General features: G+C 73.1%; 14 protein-coding genes, 1 tRNA gene and 1 pseudogene. 8 read left to right on the plus strand and 8 right to left on the minus strand.

Annotated elements, in window-relative coordinates; genetic code table 11:
- Positions 1-3 precede the first annotated feature (3 nt).
- The 8 genes from BBH68_RS11745 to BBH68_RS11780 all read left to right on the plus strand — a co-directional run bounded on the left by BBH68_RS11745 (position 4) and on the right by BBH68_RS11780 (position 8,840).
- Positions 4-1,677 (plus strand): hypothetical protein, encoded by a 1,674-nt coding sequence (locus BBH68_RS11745; RefSeq protein WP_065961439.1) that lies wholly within the window; start codon positions 4-6, stop codon positions 1,675-1,677.
- A gap of 104 nt (positions 1,678-1,781) precedes the next feature.
- Complete coding sequence (locus BBH68_RS11750; RefSeq protein ID WP_065961440.1) at positions 1,782-2,237, plus strand: hypothetical protein; 456 nt, start codon at positions 1,782-1,784, stop codon at positions 2,235-2,237.
- The gene (locus tag BBH68_RS11755; RefSeq protein WP_245738014.1) at positions 2,237-4,501 is read left to right on the plus strand and encodes a PAS domain S-box protein; all 2,265 of its coding nucleotides are present in this window, start codon (positions 2,237-2,239) and stop codon (positions 4,499-4,501) included. The genes BBH68_RS11750 and BBH68_RS11755 overlap by 1 nt, the downstream gene beginning before the upstream one ends.
- On the plus strand, positions 4,498-5,175 hold the full coding sequence (locus tag BBH68_RS11760) for a response regulator (protein WP_065961442.1): 678 nt from the start codon (positions 4,498-4,500) through the stop codon (positions 5,173-5,175). Before BBH68_RS11755 ends, BBH68_RS11760 begins: the two co-directional genes overlap by 4 nt.
- A 162-nt stretch (positions 5,176-5,337) precedes the next feature.
- Complete coding sequence (locus tag BBH68_RS11765; protein ID WP_065961444.1) at positions 5,338-6,099, plus strand: phosphatase PAP2 family protein; 762 nt, start codon at positions 5,338-5,340, stop codon at positions 6,097-6,099.
- Between the two features lie 6 nt (positions 6,100-6,105).
- Positions 6,106-6,792, plus strand: a complete 687-nt coding sequence (locus BBH68_RS11770) for a response regulator (RefSeq protein ID WP_065961447.1) — start codon at positions 6,106-6,108, stop codon at positions 6,790-6,792.
- Positions 6,789-7,559, plus strand: coding sequence for a sensor histidine kinase (locus BBH68_RS11775; RefSeq protein ID WP_158080314.1), 771 nt, complete (start codon positions 6,789-6,791; stop codon positions 7,557-7,559). Before BBH68_RS11770 ends, BBH68_RS11775 begins: the two co-directional genes overlap by 4 nt.
- A gap of 171 nt (positions 7,560-7,730) precedes the next feature.
- Positions 7,731-8,840: a polyprenyl synthetase family protein gene (locus tag BBH68_RS11780; RefSeq protein ID WP_065961452.1), complete on the plus strand. Its 1,110-nt coding sequence runs from the start codon at positions 7,731-7,733 to the stop codon at positions 8,838-8,840.
- Positions 8,841-9,138: 298 nt separating this feature from the next.
- On the opposite strand, the gene BBH68_RS11785 is transcribed toward BBH68_RS11780, so the two are convergent.
- From BBH68_RS11785 to BBH68_RS43055, 8 genes and pseudogenes are all read right to left on the minus strand, one after another.
- The gene (locus BBH68_RS11785) at positions 9,139-9,762 is read right to left on the minus strand and encodes a hypothetical protein (RefSeq protein WP_065961454.1); all 624 of its coding nucleotides are present in this window, start codon (positions 9,760-9,762) and stop codon (positions 9,139-9,141) included.
- A 211-nt stretch (positions 9,763-9,973) separates the two neighbouring features.
- The gene (locus tag BBH68_RS11790; RefSeq protein ID WP_245738015.1) at positions 9,974-10,669 is read right to left on the minus strand and encodes a hypothetical protein; all 696 of its coding nucleotides are present in this window, start codon (positions 10,667-10,669) and stop codon (positions 9,974-9,976) included.
- A 67-nt stretch (positions 10,670-10,736) separates the two neighbouring features.
- On the minus strand, positions 10,737-11,390 hold the full coding sequence (locus BBH68_RS11795) for a nucleotidyl transferase AbiEii/AbiGii toxin family protein (protein ID WP_065961456.1): 654 nt from the start codon (positions 11,388-11,390) through the stop codon (positions 10,737-10,739).
- 10 nt (positions 11,391-11,400) lie between these two features.
- Positions 11,401-11,724: a hypothetical protein gene (locus tag BBH68_RS11800; protein WP_065961458.1), complete on the minus strand. Its 324-nt coding sequence runs from the start codon at positions 11,722-11,724 to the stop codon at positions 11,401-11,403.
- A 112-nt stretch (positions 11,725-11,836) separates the two neighbouring features.
- Positions 11,837-11,913 (minus strand) — tRNA-Thr (locus BBH68_RS11805).
- Between the two features lie 129 nt (positions 11,914-12,042).
- Positions 12,043-13,584 carry an alpha/beta hydrolase gene (locus BBH68_RS11810; protein WP_065961461.1) on the minus strand — a complete coding sequence of 514 codons (1,542 nt, stop codon included), beginning with the start codon at positions 13,582-13,584 and terminating at the stop codon, positions 12,043-12,045.
- 171 nt (positions 13,585-13,755) lie between these two features.
- Positions 13,756-15,024 carry a DNA polymerase III subunit delta' gene (locus BBH68_RS11815; RefSeq protein WP_065961463.1) on the minus strand — a complete coding sequence of 423 codons (1,269 nt, stop codon included), beginning with the start codon at positions 15,022-15,024 and terminating at the stop codon, positions 13,756-13,758.
- A 93-nt stretch (positions 15,025-15,117) separates the two neighbouring features.
- Positions 15,118-15,779, minus strand: a pseudogene (locus tag BBH68_RS43055) (dTMP kinase); the annotation flags it as partial.

Below are 15,779 nucleotides of genomic sequence, written 5' to 3' on the forward strand. Positions count from 1 at the left end.
GCCATGCCCGAGTACGAGGACTACGACGACTACGACGAGCGCGACGAGTACGACACCCGCAGGGCAGACGAGGACTACGGGGACGACACGTACGAGGACCGCGGGACATACAGCGACTCCGACGACGACTTCTTCGGTGACGAGCTCGACGACTTCGACGAGTCCGGGGAATCCGACGACTTCGACGAGTCCGACGACTACGGGGAGCCCGCGAGGAGGCGTACGCCGGGGTCCCACAAGTCCCACACGGCCCGCAAGACCCACAAGGTCACCGGTGCCCCCACTGGCTCCGGAGGATCCGGAGGCTCCGGGGAGGAGCCGAGCGCCCCCGCCGGCGGGAAGCGGAAGCGGTTCAACCGGAAGACGATCCTGCTGACCATCGTGGCCTGCGCGCTCGTCGGCGCCCTGGTCCAGATGGTCGCGAGCGGCGGCTTCGGCGGCTCCCTCGGCACGAGCGGCGGCGGAGGCGGCCACAAGAAGAGCCCCGCCCAGGAGCAGGAGGTCCGCCCGTCGACGAAGCCCAAGACCATCAGGCTGGGCAACCAGCGGGTGCCGCAGACCTCCGGGCCGATCATCGTGATCAACCCGGGTCTGGTCGCCCCCGGCGGCAAGGCGTCCGTCGAAGGCGGCGGCTTCGAGCCCAAGAGCACGGTGGACCTGCTCCTGAAGACGAAGCGGTCGGACACCAAGGGCCGCGCCATCCGGACGGTCCGCACGGACAAGCACGGCTCGCTCTACACGAACTTCACCATGCCGGAGTCGCTGGGCGGCAAGCCCGGCATGCTGGTCGCCCAGCAGCGCGGTGGCGGCCGGTCGGCCGAGGCGGAGCTGATCAGCGGCGGTGCGATAGGCACCGCGAGGATCAACAAGACGGTCGGCAGGCCGGGCGACGTGGTCTCGATCAGCGCCCGCGGCTTCAAGCCGGGCGAGCAGATCAACGTCTTCTGGGGCCGGACCACCGGCACCCCCGTCGCCCGGCTGCGCACCGACAGCTCGGGCGGGGTGGGCCGCGCCGACATCAGGGTGGGCGTCGCCCCGACGGGCCAGAGCACGCTGGTGCTGGTGGGACAGCAGAGCAAGACCACGGCCACCGCGCCGTTCCAGATGCTCAGCCTGTACCCGGCGATCAAGTCCTCCCCGTACGCGCTGAAGGCCGGGCAGCGGATCAGGCTGTCGGGGAACCGCTTCGCGCCGAACGAGCGGGTGCTGGTCTACATCAACGCCACCAGCGGCCTCCCCGCCTTCACCACGCAGGCCAACTCCTTCGGCCAGCTCCGGGACGTGGCGTTCGACGTGCCGTTCGGGCTCAAGGGCAGGCAGAGCCTGACGGCGATCGGCGACCAGAGCCGGGCCGTGACCCGCTCGGGCTTCACCGTGCTGCCGTACTCCCCCAGCGCCGAGCCCAGCACCTTCGGCGGCAAGGCGGGCACCACGCTCAGCTTCTACTGCGCCGGGTTCGCCCCCAACGAGACGGTGACCGTCTACGCCGGGAACGGCAGCGTCGCCGGGCGGAAGATCGCCACCTTCCAGGTGGACGGCCGGGGCAAGGCGGCGGCCGTGGGCTCGTACCGGATCACTCCGGCCGACGAGGGCGGCGTGTCCTTCAAGCTCATCGGCTCCAAGAGCGGCGGGGTCGCCAAGGCCGGCATCAACTACTCACAGGGCCAGGGGCACTAGTCAGGTGCTGGTCAGGCCCGCTCACGGCCGCCGGGGGGCGGCCGGGGACGGCTCACAGGTAAGCCCGGTGTTCCATAGTTGTACCATGCGTCCTGGAGTGTCCTATGAGTGTTATTTTCGGCCCGAATTCTCGAAGAGTCCTACAATTCCTGACCCACATCGAGGACCTCTCCCCGGAGGAGATCGACCGCGTGGCCGATCTGTGGAAGCAGACCTCCAGCCAGACCCGCGCCGAGGGCTGGGCTGAAGTCCACCGCACCACGTCCGACGAGGAGCGGTACCGGATCCTGGTCGCCGCCTCCGTGGCGCGCCGGGCCGCCCTGGACGCGGCGCGCGCGCACGAGCGCCACGACTGGGCCTTCTGGGCCGCGGTGTGGGACGCCGCGGCGGCGGTCGCGGTGTGCGACCGCATCGGCAGCCACTACAACGTGCTGGTCGCTCCGCTGGCCGCCGTCATGCCCTCGCTGGCGCACTGCCGGCGTGACGAGCTGACCACCCCGGAGCTGCAGGGTGCCGTCCTCAAGGCACAGGGTGCCGTCCTCAAGGGAGGTGGAGGTTGATGCGCGACGACCGGATCCGAGTCGTGGTGGCCGATGACGACCCCGTGGTCCGGGAAGCACTCGCGGACCTGATCGACTCCCACCCGGACCTGGCCCTGGTGGGCCTGGCCGTCAACCACGAGCAGGCGGTCCGCGCCGCGGCCGAGCACCGCCCCCGCGTCGTGGTCATGGACGTCCACATGCCCAAGGGCGACGCACCGAGCAGCGTCCGCGCCATCCGGGAGCGGGTGCCCGGGGCCCGCGTGGTGGCCCTGTCGGCCCACGGCGACCGGGAGACCGTCCTCAACATGCTCACCGCCGGGGCCACGGGATACCTGGTCAAGGGCACTCCCGCCGAGGAGATAACCGAGGCGATCACCCGGGCCGCCCGCGACCAGTTCAGCATGGCCGGAGAGCTGGTCGCCGACTGCACCGAACCGCTGCGGCGGGCCGACCGCGCCTCCTGGCGGTTCGAGGAGCTGGTGGGCGGCCGGCTCGAGGAGTCGTACCTGGAGCTGCTCGGCCACGCGCCGTGCGGCGTCCTGATCGTCGGCGCCCGCGGCCGGATCGAGTCCGCCAACGCGCACGCCCGGCACATGTTCGGCTACAGCTCGGCCGAGCTGCGCGACAAGCGGCTGCGCGACCTCGTCCCGGACCGCTACCGCACCGCCACCGAGCAGCTCGTCGGACGGCTGTTCACCGCCCCGTCCGCGATGACGGGCCGGCGCCGGGACGGCACCGAGTTCCCCGCCCAGTTCAGCGGCGGCCACCTCCAGGGCAGGCGGCCCCGGTGCGTGGTCTTCGTCGCGGACCTCAGCCGGCTCCGGGCGGCCGAGAGCCGGTTCCGGCAGCTCATCGAGTCCTCCCCGGACGCCATGGTGATCGTGGACTCCGCCGGCCGGATCCAGACGGCCAACCGCCGCACCGAGGCCCTCTTCGGCTACGACCGCGACCAGCTGATCGGCCGCGCGGTCGAGGCCCTCCTCCCCGACCAGCCGCTGACCATCTCACTGCGCGACTGGGCCGACTCCCCCGAGGAGCTCATGGGCCACAGCATGGAGCTGGTCGGGCGGCGCAGCGACGCCAAGCAGTTCCCGGCCGATGTCAGCATCAGCCCGCTGCGCACCGAGGACGGGCTGCTGACCGTACTGACCATCAGGGACATCACCGAGGTGCAGCGCGCCCAGTTCGTCCTGGAGCGCAGCCTGGAGCTGCTGGAGGTCACCGACCGGGACCGCCAGGCGCTGCTCAGCCATCTCGTGCACGCCCAGGAGGCGGAGCGCGGACGCATCGCCGCCGACATCCACGACGACACCATCCAGGTCATCACCGCCGCCAGCCTCCGGCTGCAGCAGCTGCGGCGGCGGCTGCGCGACCCGGAGGAGCAGCGGGTGATGGAGAAGCTGGACGAGACCCTCAAGCTCTCGCTCAGCCGGCTGCGGCAGCTGATCTTCGACCTGCGGCCGTCCAGCCTGGAGCACGGCTGCCTGGCCGCGGCGCTGCGCGGCCTCCTGGAGCAGATACGGACCGAGACCGGCGTCGAATACCGGCTGGAGGACCGGATCGCGGCCAAGCCGCCGCCCGAGACCATGGCCCTGATCTACCGCACCGCGCAGGAAGCCCTGATGAACGTGCGCAAGCACGCGCGGGCGAAGACGGTCCATGTGCAACTGCTGGGGCTCGACGACGGCTGCCTGGTGCGGATCGTGGACGACGGCCAGGGCTACAACCCGCTCGAGGTGGAGTCCCGCCCCGGCCATCTGGGGCTGTCGCTCATCCAGGAGCGGGCGCAGATCGCGGGCGGCTGGTGCCGTATCGAGAGCGCGCCGGGGGCGGGCACGACGGTCGAGTTCTGGGTGCCGCTGGGCGACACCCCGGGCCACCGCCCGCTGCCCTTCGGGCCCGCCGACGCCTCGGACTATCCGGGCGGCGGGCTGGGCTCGCCCGGGTCGCTGGAACCGCCGCCGGGGTCGCTGGAACCGCCGGCGTCGCTGGGCTCGCTGGAGGGGCTGGACCGCCCGGACCGCCCGGACCGCCCGGACGCGGACGGACTGGATGTGGAGGACCCGGGCCTGGAGGACCCCCGCCCGGACGACCCCCGCCTGGAGGACCCTCGGCGGGAGGATCGCCGGCCGGAGGACCCCCGCCTGAACGGCCGGGATCTGCACGGCCGGGACCTGAACGACCCTGACCTGGCCGGCCCGGACCTGGACGGCCCAGACCTGGACCACCCCGAGCTGGGCCGCCCGGAACTCCACCGTCCGGAAGGGGACACACAGCCGTGACCGCGCCGGCCGATCTCACCAAGGTGCTGATCGTCGAGGACCACCGGGTGGTGGCCGAGGGGCTGTGGGCGCTGCTCGCGGAGTACTCGGACCTGACCGTGGTGGGGTGGGCCGACTCGGTCGCGGAGGTCGTCCCCATGGCCAAGGAGCTGGGCCCCGACGTGGCGCTGGTCGACTTCCGCCTGCCCGACGGCACGGGAGCCGACGCGGCGGCCGCGATCCGGGCCAACGACCCCTCGACCGCCATCGTGATCCTGAGCGCGGACGCCAGCGACTCGGCGCTGCTGGCCGCGGTGGAGGCCGGGGCCTGCGGCTATCTGCTCAAGTCGGCGAGCGGCGACGAGATCGCCTCGGCCATCCGCTCGGCGGCCGAGGGCGAGACCCTCATCCCGGCCAGCACCCTCGTCGAGGTGCTGGCCCGGCACCGGGAGAGCGCGCGCTCCTCCGCCCAGCAGACCGAGCGGCTGGAGAGCCTGACCCCGCGCGAACAGGAGATCCTGACCCTGATGAGCCAGGGCCTGGACAACCGGGCGGTCGCGGAACGGCTGAGCATCAGCTACGCCACCGTACGCACGCATGTGCGCAAGATCCTGGAGAAGCTGGAGGTGCGGTCCCAGCTGGAGGCGGTCGCCAAGGCCGCCGACTGGGGCTTCCGCCACGTGGAGCCCGACTGAGGGTCGGCCCACGCCGACCGGCGGCCCCGCTGGGGGGCTGCCTGCCGCCGACCCGCAGACTCCACTGAAGAACGGCCCGTCGCCGACCGGCGGACTCCACTCAGGGGTGACAAAACCCCCACTCGGGGGAATTCCGGGCACCGTGCGGCGAGTTTCCTCCCCGTGCACCGCGGCCATCGGACCCTTCTGCTGACTGCCACCGCGAGCTACGCGGCGGTCGCGGCGGGCGTGCTCACCACCTCGCCCCTGGTCCGCCTCGACTGGCACGTGGCGATGTTCAAACCGTACAAGCAGTGGCCGTGCGCCCAGGGGCCGCTCGACGTCTTCGTCGTCGCGGGCCAGCGCGGCCCCACCGCCGTCGCGGCGCTGGCCTGGCTGGGCTGGCGCTCCTGGCGGACCGGGAGCGCGCGCCCGGTGCTCGTCCTCGGCACCGCCCTCGCCCTGCTCAACGCGAGCGTGGGCGCCGTCAAGCTCGGCGCGGGCCGCCTCGGCCCCCATTACGCGCACACCGTCGGTTCGGCCGAGCTGTTCCACGACGGGATGATCTTCCCTTCCGGCCACACCGCGAACGGGGTCGTCGTCTGGGGCACCCTCGCCTATCTCGCGGGCCGCCACCGCCGGGCGGCGCGGCTGGCGGCCGGGCTCATGGCCTTCGGGGTCGGGCTCGCCACGGTCTATCTGGGCACCCACTGGGTCAGCGACGTGCTCGGCGGCTGGGCGGCCGGGGCCCTGGTGCTGCTGTCCCTGCCGCTGCTCGAGCCGTTCGTCGCCGCGGCGGAGCGGCGGCTCGGCCGGTTCGGACGGTTCGGAGGGGGCGGACAGGACGGACGGGGCGGGCGGTTGGGCGGGCCCGACCGGCTCGGGGCGCGCTCGCCCCCGACGCGCCGCCCCCGCCCGTGTCCGACTCGTTCCGTGAGCAGGTGAGCCAAAGTGGCACTTCGAGTTCTGATCGCCGACGACCACGCGGTCGTCCGCCAGGGCCTGCGGATGATCCTCAGCCTCGACGACGACATCAAGGTGGTCGGCGAGACGACCAACGGCCGGGAAGCCGTACGACTGGCCCGGGAGCTGTGCCCCGACGTGGTCCTGATGGATCTGCTGATGCCCGTGATGGACGGGATCTCGGCCACCGCCGAGATCCGCCAGGACCTCCCCGAGGTGGAGGTCGTGGCGCTGACCAGCGCCCTCGACGACACCATGGTCATGGGCGCGGTCCGGGCGGGCGCGATCGGCTTTCTGCTGAAGAACGCCGAGGCCGACGAGTTGCGCAGCGCGGTCAAGGGCGCCGCCGCCGGCCGGATCCATGTCTCCCCGGACGCGACCTCCCGGCTGATGGGCCAGGTCAGGGCGCCGAGCGGGCCGGAGCAGCTGACCGAGCGGGAGGCCGAGGTCCTCACCATGCTCGCCCGGGGCAAGTCGAACAAGGAGATCGCGCGCGACCTGCGGATCGGGCAGCAGACGGTGAAGACGTACGTGAGCCACATCCTGACCAAGCTCGGGGTGCACAGCCGCACCCAGGCCGCGGTGTACGCCGTCCAGTCGGGCCTGGTGCCGGCCGGGGAGCTGACCACGCCCGAGCCCCTGGACGCGACGCGGGACCAGTGGTGGTCGGCGTGATCGGGATCCGCGGCACCCGGCGGTGGATACGCGAAGCCGTCACCCGGGCGAGGGACGACAGCCGGCGGCTGGCGGCCGCGCGGGACCAGGGCGCCCTGGACGAGCGGCGGCGGCTGTCCAGGGAACTGCACGACTCCGTCTCCCAGGCGCTGTACGGCATCTCCCTGGGCGCGCGTACCGCCCGCGAGCTGCTGGACCGCGAGATCGACCGCGCCGGGGAACGCGGGGAACGGGGCGGGGACCGGCGGGACGACACCACCGGCGTGGACGGACTCGTGGAACTGGCCGAGCCGATCGACTACATCCGGCAGCTCGCCGACACCGCGATCGCCGAGACCCGGGTCCTGCTGGGCCGGCTCAGACCCGAGACGCTGGAGGCCGAGGGCCTGGTCGCCGCCCTCGACCGCCACGTGGCGGCATTGCGCGACCGGTACGGCATCGCCGCCGAGGCGACGCTCGGCCCGGAGCCGGAGACGACGCCGGAGGCCAAACACGCCCTCTACCGCATCGCCCAGGAGTCCCTGCACAACGTCGCCAAGCACGCGGGCGCGCGGCATGTGCGCCTCCACCTGCTGAGCGGCCCGGGCACCGTCACCTTGACGGTCGCCGACGACGGCGTGGGCTTCGACTCGCGCGGGTCTTTCCCGGGCCGCCTGGGCCTGCTGTCCATGCGGGAACGGGCCCGGGAGGTGGGCGGCACGCTCAGCGTGGACAGCCGCCCGGGCCGGGGCAGCCGCGTCCGGGTCACCGTCCCCACCGCGCTCTGAACCCCCGGGACCCGGCGGCATATGAGACATTTCCCCTGCTAGGTTGCTTGCTCCGCGCCGGCGCCGTCGGCAGCCCGCACGGCCCGACCGCACGGCCCGCAGAGCCAGCAGCCCGCAGAACCGCCCGCAGAGCCGTCCCGAAGAGCCGCCCCGAAGACAGGAGACCCGTCCGTGACCCTCCCCGGGCCCATGGGGCTGAGCATGCGGGACCGCGCGGCGGAGGCCGAGGTACGAGCCGGGCTGGCGGAGGTCGAGGCGGGCCTGCTGGCGGCCACGAAGAGCGACGTCCCGTTCATCACCGAGGCCGCCCAGCGCCTGGTGCGGGCGGGCGGCAAGCGGCTGCGGCCGCTGCTGGTGCTGCTGGCCGCGCGGTTCGGCGACCCGGAGGCGCCGGGCGTGGTGCCCTCGGCCGTCGTCGTCGAGCTGACGCACCTGGCGACGCTCCACCACGACGATGTGCTGGACGACGCGGAGGCGCGGCGCCGCGCCCCGGGCACCGACGCCCACTGGGACAACTCGGTGGCGGTGCTCACCGGCGACTTCCTCTTCGCCCGCGCCTCGCACCTGCTGGCCGACCTGGGCCCGGAGGCCGTACGGATCCAGGCCGACGCCTTCCGGCAGTTGGTCACCGGCCAGATCCTGGAGACGGCCGGCCCCAGCGGCGACCGCGACCCGGTCGAGCACTATCTGGAGGTCCTCGCGGGCAGGACGGGCTCGCTGATCGCGGTCTCCGGGCGGCTGGGCGCGCTGGCGTCCGGCGCCGGTCCCGAGGTCGCCGGCGCACTCGCCCGCTACGGCGAACTGCTGGGCGTCGCCTGCCGTCTCGCCGAGGACGTACTGGACATCGCCGGGGCCGGCGGGACCGGCGGCGTGCCGCGCGGGCGCCCGGGCACCACCCTGCGGGAGGGCTTCGCGACGCTGCCGCTCCTGTATCTGCGGGCGCGGGCCGAGGCGACCGGCTCCGACGAGGACCGGGAGCTGTGCGACCTGCTGACCACCGGGCGCGCGGACGAGCCGCGCTACGCGGAGGCGCTGCGCCGGCTCCGCGCCCACCCCGCCCTGGACCTGGCCCGGGTGGCCGCGGCCCGCTACGCCGACCAGGCCCGCACGGCGCTGGCGCCGCTGCCCGCGGGCGCGGCCCGGGGTGCGCTGGAGGACCTGTGCGATCTCGTGACGCGCGGCCGCCCGGCCTCACTTCCCGCCTCACTCCCGGCGTCCTCCCCCGCCTCACCCCCGCTGGTCGCCGCGGAGCAGCGACTCCCCGAACCGGCGCAGCCGTGAGACGGCGTCGGGGTCGGGCTCGATGCCCGGGGGCTCCGCGGCGGCCCGGCAGCGGCCCCCTTCGTCCCCCGCGCCGTGAGCAAGCCGGGAACGACTCGCTCGACAGCGCCGCCGCCCACCCGGACCGAGGGCCCGGACCCGGGCCCGCCGCGCGATCGTCACGATCGCCGACAGCCGTTTCCTTCGCTCCCTGATGCCCACAGCGAGGAAACCCGCCCGTCAACGCCCCGTATTCCAGTCCTCCGGCGCCCGCCCGTCAGCGCCCGCCCGTGAGCGTTCGCCCGTCAGCGCCCGCCCGTCAGCGTCTGCGCTGCCCGGCATAGAACATCGAGCCGCCGGTCACCGCGAACAGCCCGGCGGAGATCGCCAGCGTGAGGCTGGTCTGGCCCTCCTGGTCGGGCCCGTCCGGCAGCCGCGGCTCCAGGCCCCCCAACGGGTCCTGGCGGAGCGTGACGCGCTGCGGGGGCTTGATGTGGTCGAAGCAGTTCTGCTGCTGCGATATCTCGTGCACGGCGTGGCCGCCGGTCGCCTCCTCCACCGTGCAGTACCGCTTGTCGTCACGCTCCTCGACCTTGGTGACCACGGCGGGCACCTTCTCCCCGAGTGTCTTCATGTAGAGCTCGTACAGCCCCGGCCCGGCGAACAGCGTCAGCGCGAACCCCCCGCACGACACGAGCACCGCCGCACCCGCCCGGTGCCACACCCCGCCCGCCACGGTGGCCGCGACGGCGAACGTCCCGAGCGCGAGCACCACTCCGGCGAAGATGCCGACCGACGGGTACTGGGCCAGCCAGGCCGCGGCGGTGAACATCAGCGGCACCGACAGGCCCCACACCAGCGAGTTGACCCACCGCCGCACCCTCGACGGCGCGGCCCCGGCCGCCTTCCCCTCGGTGACCACGACGGACTCGGGCGTTCCCATGCCTGCTCCCTGCTTCCCTCACGCCTGACGGTCAGCAAGCATGCCGCAGCCGCCCGAAACCCAGGACAGGGGCACCCTTTCGGGTACCCCTGCCCCTACGGCCACGACGTGATCACGTCAGCAGGGCGTCTGCGCGTCCCGGTGTCCACGTCGCGCCACGACGGGTCCCGCCGGCGCGGCGCACGGAGCCTGGGCCGGACCTGACCCGGGCTCAGGAGAGGAAGCTGCCGTACGGGCCGTTCAGCATCCCGTTCTTCTGGGCCTGGCTGAAGTGGCAGTTCGGGTAGTCGTAGAACGACGCGGACATCGGCGTCCCGTCCGTGTACGTGGAGTCGGGCAGCCCGAGCACGTGGCCCAACTCATGCACCATGCCGCCGTACCACCGGTTCATGGCCCCGTTCGTACCGGCGGCCCCGTCGGCGTCATGCCCGCTGAGGATCACCCAGCCGCCCCCTCCGCCCCCACCGGAGACGCCCTGCTTCTCGGCGCTGATCTCGCCCACGCACAGCCACCGCGAGTCCGGGGCGCGGAGCCCCAGCTTGGTCATCAACTCCCGCTGCATGTTGAAGATCACCCACCAGTACGGTTCGTCGCCGTTGGCGGTGTTCTCGTACCACGCCCGGTCGTGGTCGCCCGTCACCACCTCCACCGTCGGGTTGTTCAGCTTGAACGTCTTCCCGAGTTCCTGCCGGTAGAAGCGCTGCGACTCCTGCATCACGCGCGTGATGCCATCGGGGTACCGCTGATCGAACGCCACCAACTGCTGAAATGGCGAACCGCGTTCGAGATACGGAAAAAGCCACAGCCGCACCCACGACCCGAGCAGGCCGACGGCAAGGCCGCGCCAGGGCAACCTGGGCTTCAGCGGCGCACCGAGGCGTACGGCCGAGGTGTGCCGGTTTTCCACCGCCCCAGAACCTGGATGCCCGCTGCGCTCTTGCATGACTGAACGTGGACAACTGTCGATCACGGCATTAGCGCGTTCCGCCACCTCGAAGGATTTCTGCGGCCCAGGCCCGAAGACCCTGTCGCATGGCCTCGATCTGCTCCTTTCCAATTCCGTACACCTCGTACTCCCGGTCCGGCCAGCGATCGACCGCTTCGAGCGCCTGGGCGAAGTAACCCTGGTCAAAACCGTCATCGTGCTCCGCCGCCAACTCCAATAGGCGGTCTGGAGAGTACCGGCCCGACACGAGCGCCGCGTGTACGTCCAAGTAGTCACGCGGCGCGGCGCGCCCGAACAGGGTGGTCACCTTGTTGGCCACCGCATCGTCCGGGTGCAGGACTGGTCCGATCTCCAGGAACGCCGGCGGCCGGGACCGCCAATCACAGCCCATCTCGATCTTGGCGTCGCGCCCTTGCTCATCCACGACGGACAGGCGGGCGAAGACATCGCCGCTGCGGTCAACCTCAACAGTCAACCCCGCTATGCGGTAGGCCTCGGTCACGGCAGCCACCGCCTCAGCGAACGCGGTTGGGTCGCCAACGTCGGTGAAGAGGTCGACGTCGTCCGAGAGACGTTCCAGGAACCCATGCGCCTGCACGGCATAACCGCCAGCCAGAACAAAGCCGTACTTGGCTGCCGCCTCGAGCCCAAGACGGGCGAGCCTGGCGTGCAAGGGGTCCATGCCCGTGATGTTACGCGGCGGCCTTCGCCAGGTCAGGGAACCGGCTCTCCCAGGCGCCCCGCACCCGTAGCGGGAGCCACAATCTCGGCCAGGCCTCCGCGAGAAGCCGTGCGTTCAGGAATGTTCGCAAGTCCTCGATGTGCATCGCCTCGCGGATGACCGTTTCGTAGAGCATGCGGAGGTCAACGTCATCCGCCAGGTCATAGGCTTTCTTGGGCGTCCAGTCCAACGCGGTCGGCAGCACAACGACACCACCCGTCGGTCCGGCCAGCTCCGTAAGCGTCGCCGGGACCGTGTACGGCCGAATCTCGGCATACCGCACGCGTGTCTCCATGCGCCCAGTATGCCGATGCAAGCCCGCAGCAGGGAGTCCTCACGGCAAGGGAAGTCCATGGTCAAGAAAAAGGGAAACCGCAAGCCAGAGACTCTGACCTGCGGTTTCCCTTTGGAGCCGCCTAAGGGAATCGAACCCTTGACCTACGCATTACGAGTGCGTCGCTCTGGCCGACTGAGCTAAGGCGGCATGCTGCCTGGCCAGACTGGCATCAGCAGCGTCGCCAAGTCTACACAGTTTCGAGGGGTGCTCCGTACGGGGTTGATCGCGACCCGGACGCGGCCTGGGCGCAGAGTGTACGGGGAGCGTCGGCACAGGTCAGGTGCAGCGCTTCTGGGGGGCTGGGGGTGTGCCGGTGAGGAGGTAGGTGTTGATGGCGGTGTCGACGCAGGCGCTGCCGCGGCCGTAGGCGGTGTGGCCGTCGCCGTCGTAGGTGAGGAGGGTGGCGGAGGTGAGCTGGGAGGCCAGGGAGCGGGCCCAGGTGTAGGGGGTGGCGGGGTCGCGGGTGGTGCCGACGACGAGGATGGGGGCGGCGCCCTTGGCGCGCAGGGGGTGGGGGGTGCCGGTCGGAGGGACGGGCCAGTAGGCGCAGTTCAGGGCGGCCCAGGCGAGGGCCTCGCCGAAGACGGGGGACGCCTTCCGGAAGGCGGGGAGGGAGGCGCGGACGTCGGTGGGGGTGCGGAAGGCGGGTGGGAGGTCCAGGCAGTTGACGGCGGGGTTGGCGTACATGAGGTTGGCGTACGAGCCGTCGGCGTCGCGCTCGTAGTAGAGGTCGGCGAGGGTGAGCAGGCCGCTGCCGTCGCCGCGCATGGCCGAGCGGAGGGCGGTGCGCAGTTGGGGCCAGGCGCCCTCGTCGTACAGGGCGGCGAGGACACCGGTGGTGGCCAGGGACTCGCCGAGGCGGCGAGGCTCGCCGGTGGGCAGGGGGTGGGTGTCCAGGCGGGCGAAGAAGGCGGTGAGCCGCTCGCGGGCCTGGGCGACGTCCCGGGTGCCCAGGGGGCAGCCGGCGCGGCGGACGCAGTCCTTGGCGAAGGCGGTGAAGGCCGTCTCGAAGCCGGCGGTCTGGTCGCGGTTGATCCGCTCGGAGGACAGCGCCGGGTCGAGCGCCCCGTCGAGGACCAGGCGGCCGACGCGGTGGGGGAAGAGGTCGGCGTAGGTCGCGCCGAGGAAGGTGCCGTACGAGGCGCCGACGTAGGTGAGCTTGCGGTCGCCCAGGACCGCCCGCAGCAGGTCCATGTCGCGCGCCGCCTCCACGGTCGAGACATGGCCGAGGATGCCGCCCGAGCGGGTCGCGCAGCCGCGCGCGAAGTTCTTGTACGAGGCGACCAGGCGGCGCGTCTCGGCGGGCGCGTCGGGGGTCAGGTCCGTCTGGGTGAAGGCGTCCATCTGCTTGTCACCCAGACAGGTGATGGGCTCGCTGGCGGCCACCCCGCGCGGGTCCATGGCCACCATGTCGTAGCGCGCACGGATCCGGGACGGGTAGCCGATGCCCGCGTAGGACTGCAGGTAGTCGATCGCGGAGCCGCCCGGGCCGCCGGGGTTGACCATGAGGGAGCCGAGCCGCTCGCCGGGGCCGGTGGCCTTCTTGCGGGACACCGCGAGGCTCACGTCGCGGCCGTCGGCGGGCCGGGCGTAGTCCAGCGGGGCCTTCAGCGTGGCGCACTCGAAGCCCGCGCCGCCACCGCACTCGTGCCAGGCGAGCTTCTGCAGGTAGTACGGGGTGAGGGCGGCGCGGGCCGCCGCCTTCGCCGATGCCGGGGTGCGGGGCGAGGCGGCGCCGGAGGTGCAGCCGGAGAGCAGCAGGGCGAGGGCGGCGAGCGCGGCGCCGATGGCGCGGAACGGGCTGCGGCTGATGTCCATCGGCGATCCTCGGTCGAGTCGGATATGCGGAGCGTATCCGGATCGGCGCTTTCTGTGTCCGCCTGTGGATAGTCCACCACGCCTGGGGACCACGCCTGTGGACCACGCCGGGGGACCACGTCTGTGGACAGGCGGCGCCCGTACGGGTGATCGCGGGCGGCGGGAGGGGGCTCAGCCCGCGCGCAGCGCCATGGTCATCGCCTCGACCGCCAGCAGCGGAGCCACATTGCGGTCCAGCGCCTCACGGCAGGCCCTGACCGCCTCTATCCGGCGCAGCGTCCGCTCCGGCTTGGAGCCGGCCGCGATCCGCTCCAGCGCGTCCTGGACGTCGGTGTTGGCGAGGGCGATGCGCGAGCCGAGCTGGAGCGCGAGCACGTCCCGGTAGAAGCCGGCCAGGTCGGTCAGGGCGAGGTCGAGGCTGTCGCGCTGGGTGCGGGTGGCCCGGCGCTTCTGGCGGTCCTGGAGCTCCTTCATGGCCCCGGCGGTGCCGCGCGGCAGCCGTCCGCCCGTCCCGGCGGCGGCCCCGAGCGCGGCGCGCAGCTCCTCGGTCTCCTTCACGTCCGTCTCCTCGGCGACCTGCTTGGCGTCCTCGGCGGCCGCGTCGATCAGCTCCTGGGCGGCCTTGAGGCAGCCGCCCACGTCGTCGATCCGGAGGGGAAGCTTCAGCACCGCCGCGCGGCGCGCCCGCGCCCGCTCGTCGGTGGCCAGCCGGCGGGCCCGGTCGATATGGCCCTGGGTGGCGCGGGCGGCGGAGGCGGCGAGCTCGGGCTCGATGCCGTCCCGGCGGACGAGGAGGTCCGCGACGGCGTCCACCGGCGGGGTCCGGAGGGTCAGCAGCCGGCAGCGTGACCGGATGGTGGGCAGCACGTCTTCAAGGGAGGGCGCGCACAGCAGCCACACCGTGCGCGGGGCGGGCTCCTCGACGGCCTTGAGCAGCACGTTTCCCGCGCCCTCGGTCAGGCGGTCGGCGTCCTCCAGGACGATCACCTGCCATCGGCCGCCGGCGGGCGAGAGCTGGGCGCGGCGGACGAGGTCGCGGGTCTCCTTCACGCCGATGCTCAGCAGGTCCGTACGCACCACCTCGACGTCGGCGTGGGTCCCGATCAGGGTGGTGTGGCAGCCCTCGCAGAATCCGCAGCCGGGGGCGCCGCCGAGCGCCCGGTCGGGGCTGACGCACTGCAGCGCGGCGGCGAAGGCGCGGGCGGCGGCGGCCCGGCCGGAGCCGGGCGGGCCGGTGAACAGCCAGGCGTGGGTCATCTTCGACGAGCCAGGCGAGGCAGCCGAGACCCGCGGGGCAGCCGAGGCGTCGGCCGCGTCCCGCGAGGCGGGCCGGCCGCCGCCGGCCGCCTCCGCCGTGACCAGCGTGTCCGCGTCCCGCGCGGCAGCGGTCAGCTGGCCCGCCACCCGGTCCTGTCCGACCAGGTCGTCCCACACCGCCATGACCGCCTCCGCCGTGCCCCGCCGTTCGTCCTCTCCGGTCTCCCATTGTGGGTCACCCCACCGACAGCGCCGACCAGCACGACCGGCGCGGGGTCACCGGCGCCGCCGGCCCCCGTCCTCGTCGTCGTGCGGGCCCAGCAGCTCGTCGGCCAGCGTCGGCAGGTCGTCCAGCGGGGTCTCCTCCGCCCACTCCGGGCGGCGCCGCTGCCGGGAGCGGCGCGGCTCGGGCTCGGCCTGCCGGGGCGATTGGCCCTCGCCGAACTGCGGGAGCTCGCGGGTGCGCTCGTTGCCCTCCGCGCCGCCTTGCGACTCCTCCGGCCGGAACAGCCACGGCGGCACCCGGTCGGCCGGGTCGGCGGACCGGTGGTCGCCGGGCCGGTCGTCGCGCACGGGCGGCAGGACGGCCGTCTCGTCGGCCGCGCCCGCCGGCGGGACGGGCGGCTTGGGCAGGACGGCCGTTTCCTCGGCGTCCGGGCCGTCCTGGGGCCGTACGGGCGGCAGTACGGCCGTCTCGTCGGCGTCGGGGGAACCAGCGCCGGGGCGGGCGACCCGGGGGTCGACGCGCGGCGTCTGAACGGTGCCCGTCGAGTCCGCGTCACCGGATGTGGCGCCGGTCGTGGCGCCGGTCGCGTCGTCGGCCGGGGCGGAGGCCGGGGGCGGCACCGAGGCGGGGGTTCCGACGGCCGGGGTCTCGATCGTCGGCGCGTCGGCACCCACGGGCGGCGCGGGCGGCGCGGGCGGCGCGGCAGGAGGCG

Source organism: Streptomyces sparsogenes, assembly GCF_001704635.1.
Lineage (GTDB): Bacteria > Actinomycetota > Actinomycetes > Streptomycetales > Streptomycetaceae > Streptomyces > Streptomyces sparsogenes.

Coding starts and splice junctions, on each gene's coding strand:
- BBH68_RS11745 (WP_065961439.1), top strand. CDS start 4: ATGCCCGAGTACGAGGACTACGACGACTACGACGAGCGCGACGAGTAC.
- BBH68_RS11750 (WP_065961440.1), top strand. CDS start 1,782: ATGAGTGTTATTTTCGGCCCGAATTCTCGAAGAGTCCTACAATTCCTG.
- BBH68_RS11755 (WP_245738014.1), top strand. CDS start 2,237: ATGCGCGACGACCGGATCCGAGTCGTGGTGGCCGATGACGACCCCGTG.
- BBH68_RS11785 (WP_065961454.1), bottom strand. CDS start 9,762: ATGGGAACGCCCGAGTCCGTCGTGGTCACCGAGGGGAAGGCGGCCGGG.
- BBH68_RS11795 (WP_065961456.1), bottom strand. CDS start 11,390: ATGGACCCCTTGCACGCCAGGCTCGCCCGTCTTGGGCTCGAGGCGGCA.
- BBH68_RS11800 (WP_065961458.1), bottom strand. CDS start 11,724: ATGGAGACACGCGTGCGGTATGCCGAGATTCGGCCGTACACGGTCCCG.
- BBH68_RS11810 (WP_065961461.1), bottom strand. CDS start 13,584: ATGGACATCAGCCGCAGCCCGTTCCGCGCCATCGGCGCCGCGCTCGCC.
- BBH68_RS11815 (WP_065961463.1), bottom strand. CDS start 15,024: ATGGCGGTGTGGGACGACCTGGTCGGACAGGACCGGGTGGCGGGCCAG.